This is a genomic window from Aquamicrobium sp. LC103 (assembly GCF_001014615.2).
Classification (GTDB): domain Bacteria; phylum Pseudomonadota; class Alphaproteobacteria; order Rhizobiales; family Rhizobiaceae; genus LBCQ02.
Genome location: NZ_LBCQ02000003.1, coordinates 122,308 through 137,651, shown reverse-complemented (window position 1 = coordinate 137,651; position 15,344 = coordinate 122,308). Strand labels below are relative to the sequence as shown.

At 64.4% G+C, this 15,344-nt stretch carries 17 protein-coding genes; 11 read left to right on the top strand and 6 right to left on the bottom strand.

What is annotated here, in order from left to right; translation table 11 throughout:
* Nucleotides 1-48 precede the first annotated feature (48 nt).
* The gene (locus XW59_RS07015; RefSeq protein ID WP_047144205.1) at nt 49-1,176 is read left to right on the top strand and encodes an ATP-dependent RecD-like DNA helicase; all 1,128 of its coding nucleotides are present in this window, start codon (nt 49-51) and stop codon (nt 1,174-1,176) included.
* Nucleotides 1,177-1,206: 30 nt separating this feature from the next.
* On the opposite strand, the gene XW59_RS07010 is transcribed toward XW59_RS07015, so the two are convergent.
* The 3 genes from XW59_RS07010 to XW59_RS07000 all read right to left on the bottom strand — a co-directional run bounded on the left by XW59_RS07010 (nt 1,207) and on the right by XW59_RS07000 (nt 2,937).
* On the bottom strand, nt 1,207-2,073 hold the full coding sequence (locus XW59_RS07010; RefSeq protein ID WP_047144206.1) for a hypothetical protein: 867 nt from the start codon (nt 2,071-2,073) through the stop codon (nt 1,207-1,209).
* 90 nt (nt 2,074-2,163) lie between these two features.
* Nucleotides 2,164-2,505: a hypothetical protein gene (locus XW59_RS07005; protein ID WP_047144207.1), complete on the bottom strand. Its 342-nt coding sequence runs from the start codon at nt 2,503-2,505 to the stop codon at nt 2,164-2,166.
* A gap of 33 nt (nt 2,506-2,538) precedes the next feature.
* Nucleotides 2,539-2,937, bottom strand: a complete 399-nt coding sequence (locus tag XW59_RS07000; protein ID WP_047144208.1) for an STAS/SEC14 domain-containing protein — start codon at nt 2,935-2,937, stop codon at nt 2,539-2,541.
* 117 nt (nt 2,938-3,054) lie between these two features.
* On the opposite strand from XW59_RS07000, the gene XW59_RS06995 reads away from it, so the two are divergent.
* The gene (locus tag XW59_RS06995; RefSeq protein WP_047144209.1) at nt 3,055-3,795 is read left to right on the top strand and encodes a pyridoxine 5'-phosphate synthase; all 741 of its coding nucleotides are present in this window, start codon (nt 3,055-3,057) and stop codon (nt 3,793-3,795) included.
* Between the two features lie 138 nt (nt 3,796-3,933).
* Nucleotides 3,934-4,377: an SRPBCC family protein gene (locus XW59_RS06990; RefSeq protein WP_047144210.1), complete on the top strand. Its 444-nt coding sequence runs from the start codon at nt 3,934-3,936 to the stop codon at nt 4,375-4,377.
* Nucleotides 4,378-4,517: 140 nt separating this feature from the next.
* Here XW59_RS06990 and XW59_RS06985 read toward each other — a convergent pair whose 3' ends face one another.
* On the bottom strand, nt 4,518-5,030 hold the full coding sequence (locus tag XW59_RS06985; RefSeq protein WP_047144520.1) for an adenylate kinase: 513 nt from the start codon (nt 5,028-5,030) through the stop codon (nt 4,518-4,520).
* A gap of 232 nt (nt 5,031-5,262) precedes the next feature.
* Between XW59_RS06985 and XW59_RS06980 the strand changes: the two genes are divergently transcribed.
* A complete protein-coding gene (locus XW59_RS06980) occupies nt 5,263-7,188 on the top strand; it encodes a potassium transporter Kup (protein WP_047144211.1) in 1,926 nt (641 codons plus the stop codon).
* Nucleotides 7,189-7,226: 38 nt separating this feature from the next.
* Here the strand turns inward: XW59_RS06980 and XW59_RS06975 are convergent, their stop codons facing one another.
* A complete protein-coding gene (locus XW59_RS06975; protein ID WP_047144212.1) occupies nt 7,227-8,120 on the bottom strand; it encodes an SDR family oxidoreductase in 894 nt (297 codons plus the stop codon).
* Nucleotides 8,121-8,257: 137 nt separating this feature from the next.
* Here XW59_RS06975 and XW59_RS06970 point away from each other — a divergent pair, with 137 nt between their 5' ends.
* The 6 genes from XW59_RS06970 to XW59_RS06945 all read left to right on the top strand — a co-directional run bounded on the left by XW59_RS06970 (nt 8,258) and on the right by XW59_RS06945 (nt 13,482).
* Nucleotides 8,258-8,671 carry a helix-turn-helix domain-containing protein gene (locus XW59_RS06970; protein WP_047144213.1) on the top strand — a complete coding sequence of 138 codons (414 nt, stop codon included), beginning with the start codon at nt 8,258-8,260 and terminating at the stop codon, nt 8,669-8,671.
* A gap of 6 nt (nt 8,672-8,677) precedes the next feature.
* Entirely contained in the window at nt 8,678-9,943 is a 1,266-nt protein-coding gene (locus tag XW59_RS06965; RefSeq protein WP_047144214.1) for an NAD(P)/FAD-dependent oxidoreductase, read from the top strand.
* 104 nt (nt 9,944-10,047) lie between these two features.
* A complete protein-coding gene (locus tag XW59_RS06960; RefSeq protein WP_246666020.1) occupies nt 10,048-10,791 on the top strand; it encodes a TetR/AcrR family transcriptional regulator C-terminal domain-containing protein in 744 nt (247 codons plus the stop codon).
* Nucleotides 10,792-10,867: 76 nt separating this feature from the next.
* Nucleotides 10,868-11,887, top strand: a complete 1,020-nt coding sequence (gene ilvC, locus XW59_RS06955) for a ketol-acid reductoisomerase (protein WP_047144215.1) — start codon at nt 10,868-10,870, stop codon at nt 11,885-11,887.
* Between the two features lie 291 nt (nt 11,888-12,178).
* Nucleotides 12,179-13,240 carry a hypothetical protein gene (locus XW59_RS06950; protein ID WP_136068012.1) on the top strand — a complete coding sequence of 354 codons (1,062 nt, stop codon included), beginning with the start codon at nt 12,179-12,181 and terminating at the stop codon, nt 13,238-13,240.
* Between the two features lie 29 nt (nt 13,241-13,269).
* Entirely contained in the window at nt 13,270-13,482 is a 213-nt protein-coding gene (locus tag XW59_RS06945) for a hypothetical protein (RefSeq protein WP_136068014.1), read from the top strand.
* 76 nt (nt 13,483-13,558) lie between these two features.
* On the opposite strand, the gene XW59_RS06940 is transcribed toward XW59_RS06945, so the two are convergent.
* A complete protein-coding gene (locus XW59_RS06940) occupies nt 13,559-14,047 on the bottom strand; it encodes a BA14K family protein (RefSeq protein ID WP_082137451.1) in 489 nt (162 codons plus the stop codon).
* Between the two features lie 174 nt (nt 14,048-14,221).
* Here XW59_RS06940 and XW59_RS06935 point away from each other — a divergent pair, with 174 nt between their 5' ends.
* A complete protein-coding gene (locus XW59_RS06935) occupies nt 14,222-15,334 on the top strand; it encodes an endonuclease/exonuclease/phosphatase family protein (RefSeq protein ID WP_047144217.1) in 1,113 nt (370 codons plus the stop codon).
* Nucleotides 15,335-15,344 lie beyond the last annotated feature (10 nt).

Sequence of the window (15,344 nt, the reverse complement as noted above, 5' to 3'; positions counted from 1 at the left end):
CGGGAATTTTGCCTTGCCCCGGCGACGCGAATCCGTCACTCACAGGCGATGCAATTTTCTCCGCAACAGGATGAGGCGCTCAAGGCCGTCGAACTCTGGCTCAAGGGCGGCGGGCCGCAGATCTTCCGGCTGTTCGGCTATGCCGGCACCGGCAAGACCACGCTGGCGAGATATTTCGCCGAGCATGTCGACGGCCAGGTGCAGTTCGCGGCCTTCACCGGCAAGGCCGCGCAGGTGCTGCGCTCGAAGGGCGCGACCAATGCACGTACCATCCATTCGCTGATCTACCGCCCTCGGGGCGAGGAGGCGGTCGAGGACGAGAGCACCGGCAAGACGTCGATGTCGCCGACTTTCTCGCTCAACCGGCAGAGCCCGATCGCCCGCGCGAAGCTGGTGGTGATCGACGAATGCTCGATGGTCGACGAGCAGCTCGGCCGCGACCTGATGTCGTTCGGCACGCCGATCCTCGTGCTCGGCGATCCAGCCCAGCTTCCGCCGATCTCGGGCGGCGGGTTCTTCACCGAACACGAGCCCGACTATCTGCTGACGGAAATCCATCGCCAGGCGCGCGACAATCCGATCATCCGGCTCGCGCTCGACGTGCGCGAGGGGCGCGAGTTCATGCATGGCGACTTCGGAACCGCGCAGGTCATCGGCCGCGGCGACGTCGACCAGGAGCTCGTGCTCGCCGCCGACCAGGTTCTCGTCGGCACCAACCGCACGCGCCGGCGCTACAATCAAAGGCTGCGCGAGCTCAAGGGGTTCGACGCAGCCTATCCGCAGGCCGGCGACAAGCTGGTCTGCCTGCGCAACGATCCCGCCAAGGGGCTGCTCAACGGTTCGCTCTGGAAGGTGATGACCTCGTCGCGCGAGACGGTGAAGCCCGGCATCAACCTGCTGGTTTCGCCGGAAGAGGACGATCCGGATCGCGGCATCGCCAAGATCAAGCTGCTGAAGGCAGCGTTCGAGGACCCGGAAGCCGACATTCCATGGCAGACGAAGAAGCGCTTCGACGATTTCGACTACGGCTATGCGCTCACGGTCCACAAGGCGCAGGGCTCGCAATGGGACAATGTCGTGCTGTTCGACGAGAGCTATGCGTTCAAGGACACGCGCCAGCGCTGGCTCTACACGGCGATCACCCGCGCGGCGCAGAAACTGACCGTGGTGCGGTAGCGTTCCCGCAAATAGCGGCGGCGCCGGTCCTCACACGATCTCGAAAAGCACCGCGGTGGCGTCGTCGCTTACCTTGAAGCGCGGATAGGCGAGGCCGTCCGGGTCCTCGCGGTGCTCGATCATGCGGAGCTCGGCAAGAAGCGCCACCAGCCCGTCGCTTGCCGCCTTCCTGACGAGGGAGGCTGCGTCGTAGCGCGCGTATTGGTCGACAAGGGCTGCGAAGCCGTCGCTGCAGAGCAGGCCGCGCGCCGGCAACGCGGGATGGAGCCGTTCGGAGGCGATGTGACCGGCGGCGTCGGGCTCCGGCCCCAACGTCCAGACGTCGCCTAGCGGGTGGTTGTAGAGGGCGCGGCTGCGGCGAAGCTCGTCTCGGATGGCGGGATCCTTCGTCAGCGATTTCAGCTTCGCCAGCCCGCCGGCGTGGGCGATCGCGCGCCTTGCGCCCTCCTGCTCACGCTCCCGGGCGCCCGTCAGGGCCGTCGCATCCAGGGCCGTGCCGCCGGCGCCGAGCAGGAACAGCCGGCAGTCGCCGAGCCCGTGGGTGGAAACGCCGTCGCTGCCGCAGCGGATCATCTGGAAGCTCGCGACCGGCAGGTTCCAGGCCTCGGGCTGCCACCCGTCGAGCGTCTCGGTGATCACCGCGCGCACGCGCTCGTTGAGGGTGCGGACGATATCGGCAACCGGACGTTCCGGCGTCGAAAGCTCCTCGAAGCAGTTTTTCGCGAAGCCGGCCAGCCAGGCGGCGTCCGAATCCCCTATCTGCAAGAGGTTTTCGCCAAGGCCGGTCGCACCGTCGATGACGAAAGCGCAATGTCGATTGCCGCCCGAGGAATCCTCGTTCGCCCGGAAGGGATCGCCGCGGTCGGTGATGGAATCAAGAATGCGAAGCGTAGGCATGGTGGCTGTTCGGTGCGCCATTCAGATGGAAAGAATGTGACATGCCTGCCGGTCGCGACGCTTTTTTGCCGTGGCGTCAGAAGCGGGAAGCTATGGACCTCCGACCGGCAGGTTCCTTTGCTGCCGTGCCGTAATGCATTTGACCTCGACCATAAACGGAATCGCGTCCCGGTAGGGCAAGATATCGAAAGTGTCCGCCTTGGAAACTATCTCCTGCCAGCGCTTGTCCGGATCGTCGCAGACTATCCGCCTGCTTCCATGGATGGCGGTGCAATGCTGAAAGACCTCGGGCGCGGCATCGACCACTGATGCGTAGCCGTTCCAACCGGCATGCAAATCAACGACGAAAACGCAGTCACCGTACACTCCGACGACGTCGAAGGAAACAGCGCGATGCGAACCGATCTCGCAGGGAAGCGTGACGATGCTCATTGACGTTCCTTCTTTTCGCCAGCCCGAAAAAGCTTACGCGATCTCGCGAGCGCCGATCCAGCGCCACGCGGCGGCTTCGTCCTCGAGATCGAAATAGCGCAGCTCGACCGGCACGGAGGGCGAGAAGAAGCCGCCGACCGACGAGGTCCAGTCCGGGCCGCCGACCGCGGCGCAACGGCGGACGTGCTCGATGGCATGGTTGCGGCCTTCCTCCGTGGTCCTCGACGAAACGCCGGTCCAGTCGACCCCGTCATAGTTGACGACGCGAACAAGCAGGTCGAGCCGGTCGTGCAAGGCATATGCACCTTCGAGAAGGCCATAGAGATTTTCCACATCCGACGCCGACACGTGGCCGGCGATCTCGACGGCGAAGAGGTCCGGGCGGTCGGTGTCGATGCGGCGTATGGCTGGGATGGGGTCCAATGGGTGCATGAAGATCCTCTCGTGAGCCCGAAAAGCATGTATCGGGCTTGGAACACACAAAACCCCCTGTCTGTTCCATGCAAAGACGCTATAGCAGACGTGAAACGAAGCGCCCGAAAGACCGTCATGCCCGCCAAGCTCTCCGTGAACCTCAATGCGATCGCCATGCTGCGCAACCGCCGCGACCTGCCGTGGCCGAGCGTCATCGGGCTCGGCCGCGTCGCGTTGCAGGCGGGCGCGCAGGGGCTCACCGTCCATCCACGGCCCGACCAGCGACACATACGCTTCACCGACCTGCCGGGGATCCGTGCGCTCATCGACGACGAGTTTCCGCGGGCCGAGTTCAACATCGAGGGGTTTCCGAGCGAGGATTTCCTGCGCCTTGTGGAGGAGCACCAGCCGGAGCAGGTGACGCTGGTGCCGGACGATCCCACGCAGGCGACGTCGGACCATGGCTGGGACTTCGAGCACGAGGCCGATTTCCTGCGCCCGATCGTGGCGAGGTTGAAGAAGGGTGGTTTCAGGGTGTCGCTGTTCGTCGATGCCGACGCTTCGGCGATGGCCGCGGCACAGGCGATCGGCGCCGACCGGGTCGAGCTCTATACCGGGCCTTATGGCGGCTCATACGGTGATTCGGCAAAAGCGGTTAAGGAGCTGGAATTGCTCGGTAAAACGGCCGAGGCTGCGCGAGCCAAGGGGCTTGCGGTCAATGCCGGGCACGATTTGACGGTTGCCAATCTGCCGGCGCTCGCGGCGCGCATTCCCGATCTCGCGGAAGTCTCGATCGGCCACGCGCTGACGGCCGACGCGCTGGAGCACGGCATGGCCGAGACGGTGCGCCGGTTCCTGGCCGCGTCTGGTTGGTGACGACGAGTTCGCCGAGCCGGTTGGGCTGTCGAGGAAGGGTTGCGACGGCGGTTCCAAAAAAATCTGATTACTCGTGTCGAATTGGCCAGGCCGCGTTCGTCGTTGGAGCATTGATCGGCAATCACAAGGAGAAACGATATGCCCAGCACCGTACGCCTGCACCGCGTTCTGGCAACCAGCCCGGAGAAAGTCTATCGCGCATTCCTCGAAGCGGATGCGCTCGCGAAATGGCTGCCGCCAAACGGCTTTACCTGCACGGTTCATCATCTGGAACCCGAAGTCGGCGGTACCTTCAGAATGTCCTTCCGCAACTTCACGACGACCGCCAGCCACTCGTTCGGCGGTGAATATGTCGAACTCGTTCCGGGCGAACGCCTGCGTTATACGGACAAATTCGACGATCCCAACCTGCCCGGCGAGATACAGGTGACCGTGATTCTGAAGAAGGTCTCAGTTGGCACCGAGCTGGATATCACGCAGGAAGGCATTCCCGACCTCATTCCGGCCGAGGCTTGCTATCTCGGTTGGCAGGAATCCCTGCGGAACCTGGCTAGGCTCGTGGAGCCGGAGATCAATCAATAAGGCATGAGCCCGCATGCCGGAGCCAAGGCCTGTCGCGCTTGGCTCCGGAGGCGGCCTCGTCGCCAAAGGATCGTCTCGGTCCTTTGGCGAACGTCTGCTTCGAAGAAATGAAGGGGCCGAACCGGATGACGATCGGCCCCTCAATTCGAGCCGGCAAACACGTCGATCGCCTCGAGCGAACCCAATCGGACGACAGTTTTGCCATGTGCTTCATGTTCATCGCACAGCGATCGCAGGGCGGGCATCCAATCACGATCCACTTCCCACATGATCTCGAAGAGCCTGCGCGTGGGCGGTACATCGACGACGCCGGCAGGCGGGTGCTCGAGTGTTCCGTTTGCCCACAAGATCTGTCGTTCCGCCGCCAGCCAGAAATGAACCCAGAGCGGCATATCTATGAGGATTATTTCCGTCGCCCTGTCCGCGCGTGCGCGAACCGTCGCGAGATTGCCGCCGCCGTCGATGATCCAGTCGTCCCGATCGACTATCTCTGCGTGCCGGCGCTCATAGAGGTCCGTGGGCGTGGTCGACCAATCGGGCTGCCAATAAAGACGGTCGATCTCGATATGCGGCAGGTTCCGCTTCTTCGAGAGATGGCGAGCCAGGGTCGATTTCCCTCCTGACGTGTTTCCAAGGATCACTATGCGAGGCATGGGTTCGATCACTGTTGCGGGCATCGCAAACTACAGTGGGAGCCCACCTCCCACAACGGCTCGATTTTCCGGACGCTTGACTCTTGCCCGCGTTCCGGTCTGCATGCTGGACGCAGACGCAGGCTTTCGCGGCAACCGGCAAGGCCGGCGTGGTTTTTCGCAACGCACCATTGCTTTTGGTGTCCGGCAGGCGTAGAAGCCCCGCCCGTCCTTCAAAGGAGGGCAGGAGGCTATGGATAGCCGCACAGGTTCCGACGGCAGATCACCGCCGTCAGATGGCGCTGCGGGCGCTTCGGAAACCAGACACGGTACCGCGGCGCTGGCGCTCGGTGCGGTCGGCGTCGTCTATGGCGACATCGGAACCAGCCCGATCTATGCGCTGCGCGAGGCGATCCGGGCCGTCGCCGGCGACCGGTCGCCGGCCGAGGACGAGGTGCTCGGCGTCCTTTCGATCATCGTCTGGTCGCTGACGCTCATCGTTTCGATAAAATATGCATTGTTCGTGCTGCGCGCCGACAATCGCGGCGAGGGCGGCACGCTTTCGCTGATGGCGCTCGCCCGGCGAAATGCCGGCAGCAGCTACACGCCGGCGATCATCCTGCTCGGCCTTTTCGGCGCGGCGCTGTTCTACGGCGACGCGATCATCACGCCGGCGATCTCGGTGCTTTCCGCGGTGGAGGGGCTGGAGGTCGTGGCGCCGGGACTGTCGGACTACGTCATCCCGATCACGCTGGTGATCCTGGTGAGCCTCTTCTCGGTGCAGCGCTTAGGCACGGCGAGGGTGGCGAGCGTCTTCGGGCCGATAACGGCACTGTGGTTCCTGGTGCTCGCCGGCATCGGCCTCTACCATGTTGCGGCTAACCCCGCGGTGCTGTGGGCACTCAACCCGGCCGTGGCGGTCGGCTTCCTGGTCAACAACGGCGGCGTGGCGCTCGTCGTCATGGGCGCGGCCTTCCTGGCGGTGACGGGCGCGGAGGCGCTCTATGCCGATCTCGGCCATTTCGGGCGCCGGCCGATCGTGCTCGCCTGGTTCAGCCTGGTCTTCCCGTCGCTCCTGCTCAACTATTTCGGCCAGGGCGCCTACGTGCTTTCGCATGCCGGTCCCGTGGGGCAGCCGCTCTTCCAGATGGTGCCGGCCTGGATGACGCTGCCGCTGGTGGTGCTGGCGACGATCGCGACGGTGATCGCGAGCCAGGCGGTGATCAGCGGCGCCTATTCGCTGACCCGGCAGGCGATCCAGATGCAGTTCCTGCCGCGGCTCGACGTGCTGCACACGTCGGAAACCCTGTCCGGCCAGATCTACATGCCGCAGGTGAACCTGCTGCTGCTGATCGGCGTCGTGATACTGGTGCTGGAATTCGGCTCCTCCAGCGCGCTCGCGTCGGCCTACGGCATCTCGGTGACGGGCGAGATGATCGTCACGGCGCTGCTTCTGTTCTTCGTGATCTGGAAGATATGGAAGCGGTCGGCGCTTCTGGCGGCGGTCGTGGTGCTGCCCTTCCTCGTGCTCGACGTCACCTTCCTGTGGGCGAACGCGCTGAAGATCCTCGATGGCGGCTGGATTTCCGTCGCGGTGGCCGCCTTGCTGGTCCTCGTCATGCTGACCTGGAGGCGAGGCTCGCGGCTGCTCTTCGACAAGACACGCAAGACCGAGGTGCCGCTCACGGTGCTGACCGACAATCTCGCCAGGAAGGTGCCGACACTCGTGGAAGGGACGGCCGTCTTCCTCACCAGCGATCCGGAAAGCGCGCCGACGGCGCTGATGCACAGCCTCAAGCATTACCACGTGCTGCACAAGAACAACGTGATCCTGTCGGTGGTGACGACCGAGCAGCCGCGCATTCCCGAGGACGAGCGGGTCGAAATGGAGATGCTCAACCCGCTCTTCATGCGGGTCAGGCTCAATTTCGGCTATATGGAGCAGCCCAACGTTCCGAAGGCTCTGGCGATCTGCCGCAAGCTCGGATGGAAGTTCGACATCATGACGACGTCCTTCTTCCTGTCGCGCCGCTCGCTGAAGGCGTCCGAGCAGTCGGGCATGCCGGTCTGGCAGGACAAGCTCTTCATCGCGCTGGCGCGCAACGCTTCCGACGCCAGCGTGTATTTCCGCCTGCCGACGGGGCGGGTGGTGGAGATCGGCACCCAGGTCACCGTCTGAACCGGCCGCCCGTCGCGGCCGGCCCGTCGTTGCGGGAGTTATGCGCCGAGGCTCGCCTTGTTGGCATTGAGGAAGGCGCGAAGCGACGCCGGCTCGCGGCCCGTGAGCTTCCTCACGTCGTCTGTGACGAAATCGACGCGTCCGAGCCGGGTGTTGGTGTCGAAGGAGACGATGAGATTCACCACCGGTGCCGGAAGTCCGGTGGCCGCCTTGATGCCTTCGGCGAGCGCCTCGTCGGAGACCTTGACCACCTCTATCGGCTTGCCGGTGGCCTCGCTCACCTGCGCCGCGATTTCGGCGGTCGTAAAGGAAGTCGGGCCGGTCAGCGTGTAGATGGCGCTTTCGTTCGTCGAGGAGGCAAGGGCGGCGGCGATCGCGGCCGCCGTGTCGTCGCGCGCGACGTGCGAGACGCGTCCGTCGCCGGCCGAGCTATACCATTTGCCGGACGAGACGACCTGCGGCAGCGAGCCGAGCAGGTTCTCCTGATACCAGGAATTGCGGATGATCGTGTAGGGAATGCCGGTCGCCTTGACGGATTCCTCGGTCTCGCGGTGGTCGCCGGCGAAGGTGACGGGAGAACCCGCGTCGGGCTTCGGCATGGAGGTGTAGAGAATGTGGGCCACGCCCGCCTTCTTCGCCGCCTCGACGGCCGCGAGGTGCTGGCGCAGGCGCTTGCCCGGTTCGCCCACGGCATCCGTGGAGATGATGAGCACCCGGTCGATGCCCTCGAAAGCGGCGGGCAGGGAAGTTTCGTCGTCGAAATCGGCCTTGCGGACCTCGACGCCCTTCGCGGTGAATTCGGCGAGCTTCGACGTGTCGCGCGAGGCGGCGACGATGCGCTGCGGCCGGACCTTTTGCGTTTCAAGGAGATGGTGGAGGACGAGGCGGCCAAGCTGGCCGGACGCGCCGGTGACGAGAAGTTTGTCGCTCATGTTCGGTTTTCCTTGCGCCTTGATGTGGCGGAATGAGTGATAGTCTCGAAAAGAGACCAGCGCTAAAATAGGAATTGACCGGGAGGCGTAAAGAAGGCAGTTTCCGGGCCGATGGTTACTTGCCGGGAACCGACCCGATGGATGCGAAGATCACCGACATGAAGACGAGGCTCGAAATCTATCGGGCAAGCCCGGAGGCCAATGGCCGCCTCGGCAATTGCCCGATCCGCGATGTCTTCAACAATATCGGCGGCAAGTGGAACTCGCTGCTGGTGGCCTTGCTTGCGGAGCGGCCCTATCGCTTCGGCGAATTGCGCCGGCTGGTGCCCGACATTTCCCAGCGCATGCTGACCCAGACGCTGCGCGAATTGCAGCGCGACGGCTATGTCCATCGCGAGGTTTTCCCGACCAAGCCACCGAGCGTCGAATACAGTCTGACCGATCTCGGCCGGTCGATGTTCGGCCCGCTGAACGAGCTGATGCGCTGGGCGGACCACAATGCGGCCGCCGTGCGCGAGGCCCGCGCGCGCTTCGACACCGATCAGGCGTGACGCCACATGCATAGCATCGACATTGCCGTCGTCGGGGCGGGACCGGCGGGGCTTGCCGCCGCTCTGATGTTGCACGCAAGCGGCCATCGCGTGACCGTCATCGAGCGTTTCGAGACGCCGAAGCCGCTGGGGTCGGGACTGATCCTCCAGCCGACCGGGCTGACGGTGCTGCACCATCTGGGGCTGTACGAGCGGATCCTTGCGCGGGGAAGCCGCATCGACCGCCTCTTCGGCACCGATGCCCGGAGCGGACGAGCCGTTCTGGACGTGCGCTACCGAACGCAGGGAAAGGGGCGTTTCGGCATCGGGATTCATCGTGCCGCGCTGTTCGGGGTGCTGCACGATGCGGCGATCGCGGCGGGGATCCCCGTCGTCACCGGAGTGGACGTGGCTGCTCTCGATGTCGGCGAAAGCTCCGCCCGGCTCCTCGACCAGGCGGGCCGCTCCGTGGGCGCGTTCGACCTCGTCGTCGATGCGAGCGGCGCCCGCTCGTGTCTCAAATCCTTCGCGGCGCATCCCGCCGAACCGACGCCGCTCGCCTACGGGGCATTTTGGGCCTCGCTCGACTGGCGCGCGGGCTTCGATCCAAATGCGCTGACCCAGCGCTACCGGCGCGCGAGCGTGATGATCGGCGTCCTGCCGATAGGCCGGGTTTCGCCCGGAGAACGGGAGCAGGCCGCCTTTTTCTGGAGCCTCAAGCCCGACGATGCGGACCGTGTCGTCGCGGGAGGCCTGGATGCGTGGAAAGGCCGCGTCGCGGCGCTCTGGCCCGAGACCGAAGGGTATCTCGACCAGATCCGCTCGTTCGAGGACCTCACCCTGGCGCACTATGGCCATCACACGCTGCGCGTTCCCGCCGGCCGCCGCCTAGCCGTGATAGGGGATGCCGCTCACTCCACCAGCCCGCAACTGGGGCAGGGGGCCAACATGGCGCTGCTGGATGCCATGGCTCTCTCCCACGCGATCGATCGTTCGGGCGCCATACCGGACACGCTCGATGCCTATGCGCGTGCGCGGCGCTGGCATGTGCGGGCCTTTCAGGCGATGTCGTGGGCCTTTACGCCTTTCTATCAATCGGATTCGACCATTCTTCCGTTCATCCGCGACAGGATCGTGGCGACATTCGCGAAAATTCCGCCTGCTCCGCAAATCCTCGCGGCGATGGTGGCGGGCACGATCGTCGACCCGTTCGCAACCGTCGGTCTCCGGGAGCACGATTGGAGCCTGACCCGGCACAAGGCCGAGGCTGCCGACGAGATCGAGCTGACGTAACAATCCCGCTTTTCACGCCAAATCGGTATTGCAATTAATTGCACACTCCGGCATAGAAGCCGAACCGTAACGTACGGTACGGTTCTTGGAGAGGTTCAGCGGCGGTGCAGGAAGCCAACGACATCGAGACGAGTGAGACGCTGACGGCGCGACAGGGCGAGGTGCTCGACGCCGTGTTCGACCTCTTGATGAAAGGCGGCGACGCGGTGACCATGACGGCGGTCGCCCGGCGCGCGAGCTGTTCCAAGGAAACGCTCTACAAATGGTTCGGCGATCGCGACGGCCTCCTGACGGCCTCCGTGCGTTGGCAGGCCTCGAAGGTGCGCGCCGGCAGCTATGACCGGCATCATCTCGACGCCAATTCGCTGCGCGAGAGCCTGCAGGGTTTCTGGGGAAACTGGCTGCGGGTGATTTCGGGGCCGAAGTCGATCGCGCTCAACCGGGTGGCGGTCAGCCACGCCTGGTCGGGCAAGAGCAATCTCGGCTCGATCGTGCTCGAAAACGGGCGGTTCGCCATCGGCGAGCGACTGAAGCCGTTGCTGGAGGACGGCCGCGCCGCCGGGCTGCTCGATTTCGACGATACCGAAACCGCTTTCCGGACCTTCTTCGGTCTGGTCAGCCGCGACATTCAGATCCGGTTGCTGCTCGGCGACCGGCTGGAGATAACCGAAGCCGAGATCGCGCAGGACGCCGCGCGCGCGACGCAACAGTTCTTTGCTCTTTACGGAGCAAGGGATCGTGCGTCCTTCGAGGATCGCCCCGCAAGTTTTCCACCCCAGCCCTCAGAGACTCACCCACGGGGAGCGCCTGAGGACGAGGACGGGAAGCACAAACCGCCCTCGTCCTGAGGTGCGAGCGAAGCGAGCCTCGAAGGACGCACGACCTGAACAACAGCAAGAAGCAAACCAAGGAAGGACATCACCAATGCGCGTTTATTACGATCGCGATGCCGATCTCAACCTGATCAAGGGCAAGAAGGTCGCCATCATCGGCTATGGCAGCCAGGGCAGGGCGCATGCGCTCAACCTCAAGGATTCGGGCGTCAAGGACATCGCCGTCGGCCTCAAGGCCGGCTCGGCGACCGCCAAGAAGGTCGAGGCCGACGGCCTCAAGGTGATGACCGTCGCCGAAGTGGCGAAATGGGCCGACCTGATGATGATGGCGACGCCGGACGAACTCCAGGCCGACATCTATCGCGACGAGATCGCGCCGAACATCCGCGACGGTGCGGCAATCGCCTTCGCCCACGGCCTCAATGTGCATTTCGGTCTGATCGAGCCCAAGGCCACGGTCGACGTGCTGATGGTCGCACCGAAGGGCCCCGGCCATACGGTGCGCGGCGAATATCAGAAGGGCGGCGGCGTGCCGTGCCTGGTCGCCGTCCATCAGGACGCTTCGGGCAACGCGCTCGACCTCGGCCTCTCCTATGCGTGCGGCGTCGGCGGCGGCCGTTCCGGCATCATCGAGACCAATTTCAAGGAAGAATGCGAGACCGACCTCTTCGGTGAACAGGTCGTGCTCTGCGGCGGTCTGGTCGAGCTCATCCGCGCCGGTTTCGAGACGCTGGTGGAAGCCGGCTACGCGCCGGAAATGGCCTATTTCGAGTGCCTCCACGAAGTGAAGCTGATCGTCGACCTCATCTATGAGGGCGGTATCGCCAACATGAACTACTCGATCTCCAACACCGCGGAATGGGGCGAATATGTCTCCGGCCCGCGCATCATCACCGCCGAGACCAAGGCCGAGATGAAGCGCATCCTGAACGATATCCAGACCGGAAAGTTCACTTCCGACTGGATGCAGGAGTACAGGTCGGGCGCGGCCCGCTTCAAGGGCATCCGCCGCATGAACGACGCTCACCAGATCGAGGAAGTCGGCGAGAAACTGCGCGGCATGATGCCGTGGATCGCCAAGAACAAGCTGGTGGACAAGGCCAAGAACTAAGGCGATCCACGGTTCTTCTCCTGCGCGTCCTCGGGCTTCGCCCTGCGGGTGCGCGGCGATCGCCAAGAACAAGCTGGTGGACAAGGCCAAGAACTAGGGCGATCCACGGTTCTTCTCCTGCGCGTCCTCGGGTTACACCCTGCGGGCGCGCGGAGATCGCCAGGAACAGGCTGGTGGACAAGAACCAGGCTTGTCAGCAGGCTGAAAATCTCATGGGGCCGCGGTGCAGACCGCGGCCCCAATTTTTTGCTAAGTTGCGAATCGCTCGGGCGGGGCGCGTTGGAGGACATGATGAAGGTCGATTCCGCGCTTGAGCTCCAGGCACGCATTTTTTCCCAGATTTTCGAGTTCGTCGAAGCGCCGGTGGCCGCCGGCATGGAACATCCTTCGCCCGGCCTGTTCCTGGATCCTGCCCTTTTGGAAACCAAGGCGGCTCGACCACGCAAGCCCAAGCGCCGGGCGGTCGAGGACATCGCGCTCGGCGTCACGACGGACCGCGCGGATGAGGACGCCAGGCTCGCGATCTTGGTGCAGGACAGAAACAAGGTGCGTGGCGCGGTGGTCGAACGGATCGTGGAAGCGGCGCGCGGCGAGGTGGAGATACTCTATATCGGCCGGCAGAAGCCGCTGTGGACCACGAGCCGCAACGATCCGGTCAGGCTCGGCTGCAGCATTTCGCCGACGACGGTCGAATATGCGGGAACGCTCGGCTGCTTTTGCCGCGACGACCAGAGCGGCAGGGTCGGAATACTGTCGAACAACCACGTGCTCGCCGACGTCAACAGCGTGCCCGTCTCCACGACCATCATGCAGCCGGGGGCGCGGGACGGCGGCCGGCCGGGACGGGACGACATCGCCGAGCTCGTCCGTTTCGTGCCGATCCAGTTCGGCGGCTATCCCAACCCGGTCGACGCGGCCTTCGCCGCGCTCATCGATCATGGCCGGGCCGAGGACAGGGCGACGCTCTACGACAGTTCGGACGAGCCGAAGCCCGCGATCGAGCTGCAACCCGGTTCGCCGGTGGACGCCACACCCGGCATGGCGGTGCTGAAGACGGGTCGGACCACGCGCCACACGCGCGGCGTGGTTCGCGCGGTCAACGTGAACAATTTCCTCGTCGACGTGGGCACGGGCGTCGCGCGGTTCGACAATCAGATCATCATCGAGACTGCGGCACCTCCGCAGCCTTTCGGCAGGCCCGGCGACAGCGGATCGCTGATCGTCGACGAAGAGGGCAGGCCGGTGGCGCTGCTGTTCGCCGGCTCGGCTTCCGGCGGCGCAGGCAATGTTGGAATTACCGGTGCAAACCCTATATCATCCGTGACCAGTCAACTGGGAGTGACATTGATCTGAGGTATCGGATGGCTGCCACGAAACACTCGATGCAAGAAGCCGTCGAGATACAGAAAGCCTTCGAGGAGCGGTTCGGCGACAAGCACCGGCTGTTGAGCGTCGGCATCGGCCTCAACCGCTCGATGGACGACCTTGCCATCAATGTATGCGTTTCGCGGCCGAACGAGGCCGAGCACCTGCCAAAGAATTTCAACGGACTGGATGTCGTCGTGGACATCGTCGGCACGATCCGCGCTTATTAGGCGGCGCGGGAAGTTCCAATGAAAAACGGCCGGAAGCGGACTTCCGGCCGTTTTTTCGTAAGGTGCGCCGGCCTCGTCAGACGAAGGGCGAGACGCACTGGCGGCGCGGGCCGTAATAGGGCTGGAACGTGTTGTCGTAGGCCCGGTACGACCGGTAGCGCGAGGCGCACCAGCTATAGTGATCTCCCGCCGGCCGGACGTGGCGGCGCGGCGCGTAGACCGGCGGTCTTGCGTAGTAGGGCGGACGATAGGCCGGTCCGCCATACCAGAACTCGATATGAGGTCGGGGCCGGTAGTGCGGCCGGTGGTGGCGATGATGGTGCCGGCGCCAGCGCCTGTCGTCGTCGCGTCCACGCCATTCGCGGCGATGATCGCGGCGCCAGTCACGACGGTCGCCGCGCCATTGACGCCGGTCCCACCGGTCCTGCACCTGCACGACACCATTGTCGGACGGAACGGCAATGGACGGGGCAGGGGCCGCGCCCGCGGCGCTGGCCGGTCCCGCGCCGCCCAGCCCGAGGCCAAGAGCGGCGGCAAGGAGGATTGCCGATAATTTCTCTCTCATGTGAGTCTCCAGCGAATATCCCACGCCCGGTTAACCCTTGGCCGGAGAATGGCGAAATCCACATGAACCGTCGATGAACGTCGCCCGCACCCTTCAGGCGCATGCTTCTCCGCGTTGAAAAGGCAAGCAGGTGCACACTTGTAATTGCTGCGATAGCCGGGCAAAGCTCATGGCATGTCGCTGCGCCTCGCCACCTTCAACGTCGAAAATCTGATGAACCGGTTCGACTTCTCCGGTTATCGAAACGAACTCCAGCAGGATCGGGTCCTCGCCCTCTACGACATCAAGGACGAGGCGCATTACCGCCTGCTCGAAAGCGCGCGGATGATCTCGCATACCGACGATACCCGCCAGCATTCGGCGCTCGCCATCGCGGCGACCGGCGCCGACATCCTGTGCCTTCAGGAAGTGGACAATGTCGAGGCCCTGAAGGCCTTCGAATACGGTTATCTGTTCAAGATGATCGGCGAGGGCTACCGCCAGAAATACACGACCGCGGGCAATGACAGCCGGGGCATCGACGTGGCGGTGATGATGCGCGACGAGACGCATCACGGCCAGAAGATCGAATTCGTGCGCATGCAGAGCCACGCGCATGTCACCTTCGCCGATTTCGGCCTGCTCTCGCCTGAACTCGCGGCAACCGGCGTGGAGCCGCACCAGCGCATCTTCCGGCGCGACTGTCTCGAGATCGACGTCAAGATCGACGGCAAGCCGTTGACGATCTACACCGTGCATTTCAAATCCATGGGCGGCCAGCGCAACGGCCTGCCTGGCCGCGAGGCCTCGATGCCGCTGAGGATCGCGGAGGCGAGCGCGGTGCGGCGCATCATCGAGAACCGTTTCGGGACGGAGCATGCCGCGAACAAGCGCTGGGTGATCTGCGGCGACTTCAACGATTATCGCGAGCGCATCGTCATCTCCGGCGGCGGGGCGGAAGGCTTGCGCTTCGATCCGGCGCAGGAGGCGCAGTCCTGCGTGAACGTGCTCACCGCCGGCGGCTTCTGCGAAAACATCGTCGAGCGCAGGCCCGAGATGGACCGCTGGACGCTCTATCATACGCGCGGCCCGCAGGAGCGGCATCTGTGCCAGCTCGACTACATATTGGTCTCGGCGGCGCTGGCGCGTACCAACGCGGCCGCCATTCCCGACATCATCCGCAACGGCCAGCCCTATCGCACGCCCTTCCCGCCGGGACAGGAGGTGGAGCGCTATCCGCGCGTCGGCTGGGACCGTCCGAAGGCATCAGACCATTGCCCGGTGGCGGTGACACTGGACATCGTCTGAGGAGGTGGGC

Excerpts from the sequence above, each read along its gene's own strand:
- XW59_RS07015 (WP_047144205.1), top strand. The coding sequence starts at position 49 with ATGCAATTTTCTCCGCAACAGGATGAGGCGCTCAAGGCCGTCGAACTC.
- XW59_RS07010 (WP_047144206.1), bottom strand. The coding sequence starts at position 2,073 with ATGCCTACGCTTCGCATTCTTGATTCCATCACCGACCGCGGCGATCCC.
- XW59_RS07005 (WP_047144207.1), bottom strand. The coding sequence starts at position 2,505 with ATGAGCATCGTCACGCTTCCCTGCGAGATCGGTTCGCATCGCGCTGTT.
- XW59_RS07000 (WP_047144208.1), bottom strand. The coding sequence starts at position 2,937 with ATGCACCCATTGGACCCCATCCCAGCCATACGCCGCATCGACACCGAC.
- XW59_RS06995 (WP_047144209.1), top strand. The coding sequence starts at position 3,055 with ATGCCCGCCAAGCTCTCCGTGAACCTCAATGCGATCGCCATGCTGCGC.
- XW59_RS06990 (WP_047144210.1), top strand. The coding sequence starts at position 3,934 with ATGCCCAGCACCGTACGCCTGCACCGCGTTCTGGCAACCAGCCCGGAG.
- XW59_RS06985 (WP_047144520.1), bottom strand. The coding sequence starts at position 5,030 with ATGCCTCGCATAGTGATCCTTGGAAACACGTCAGGAGGGAAATCGACC.
- XW59_RS06980 (WP_047144211.1), top strand. The coding sequence starts at position 5,263 with ATGGATAGCCGCACAGGTTCCGACGGCAGATCACCGCCGTCAGATGGC.
- XW59_RS06975 (WP_047144212.1), bottom strand. The coding sequence starts at position 8,120 with ATGAGCGACAAACTTCTCGTCACCGGCGCGTCCGGCCAGCTTGGCCGC.
- XW59_RS06970 (WP_047144213.1), top strand. The coding sequence starts at position 8,258 with ATGGATGCGAAGATCACCGACATGAAGACGAGGCTCGAAATCTATCGG.
- XW59_RS06965 (WP_047144214.1), top strand. The coding sequence starts at position 8,678 with ATGCATAGCATCGACATTGCCGTCGTCGGGGCGGGACCGGCGGGGCTT.
- ilvC (WP_047144215.1), top strand. The coding sequence starts at position 10,868 with ATGCGCGTTTATTACGATCGCGATGCCGATCTCAACCTGATCAAGGGC.
- XW59_RS06950 (WP_136068012.1), top strand. The coding sequence starts at position 12,179 with ATGAAGGTCGATTCCGCGCTTGAGCTCCAGGCACGCATTTTTTCCCAG.
- XW59_RS06945 (WP_136068014.1), top strand. The coding sequence starts at position 13,270 with ATGCAAGAAGCCGTCGAGATACAGAAAGCCTTCGAGGAGCGGTTCGGC.
- XW59_RS06940 (WP_082137451.1), bottom strand. The coding sequence starts at position 14,047 with ATGAGAGAGAAATTATCGGCAATCCTCCTTGCCGCCGCTCTTGGCCTC.
- XW59_RS06935 (WP_047144217.1), top strand. The coding sequence starts at position 14,222 with ATGTCGCTGCGCCTCGCCACCTTCAACGTCGAAAATCTGATGAACCGG.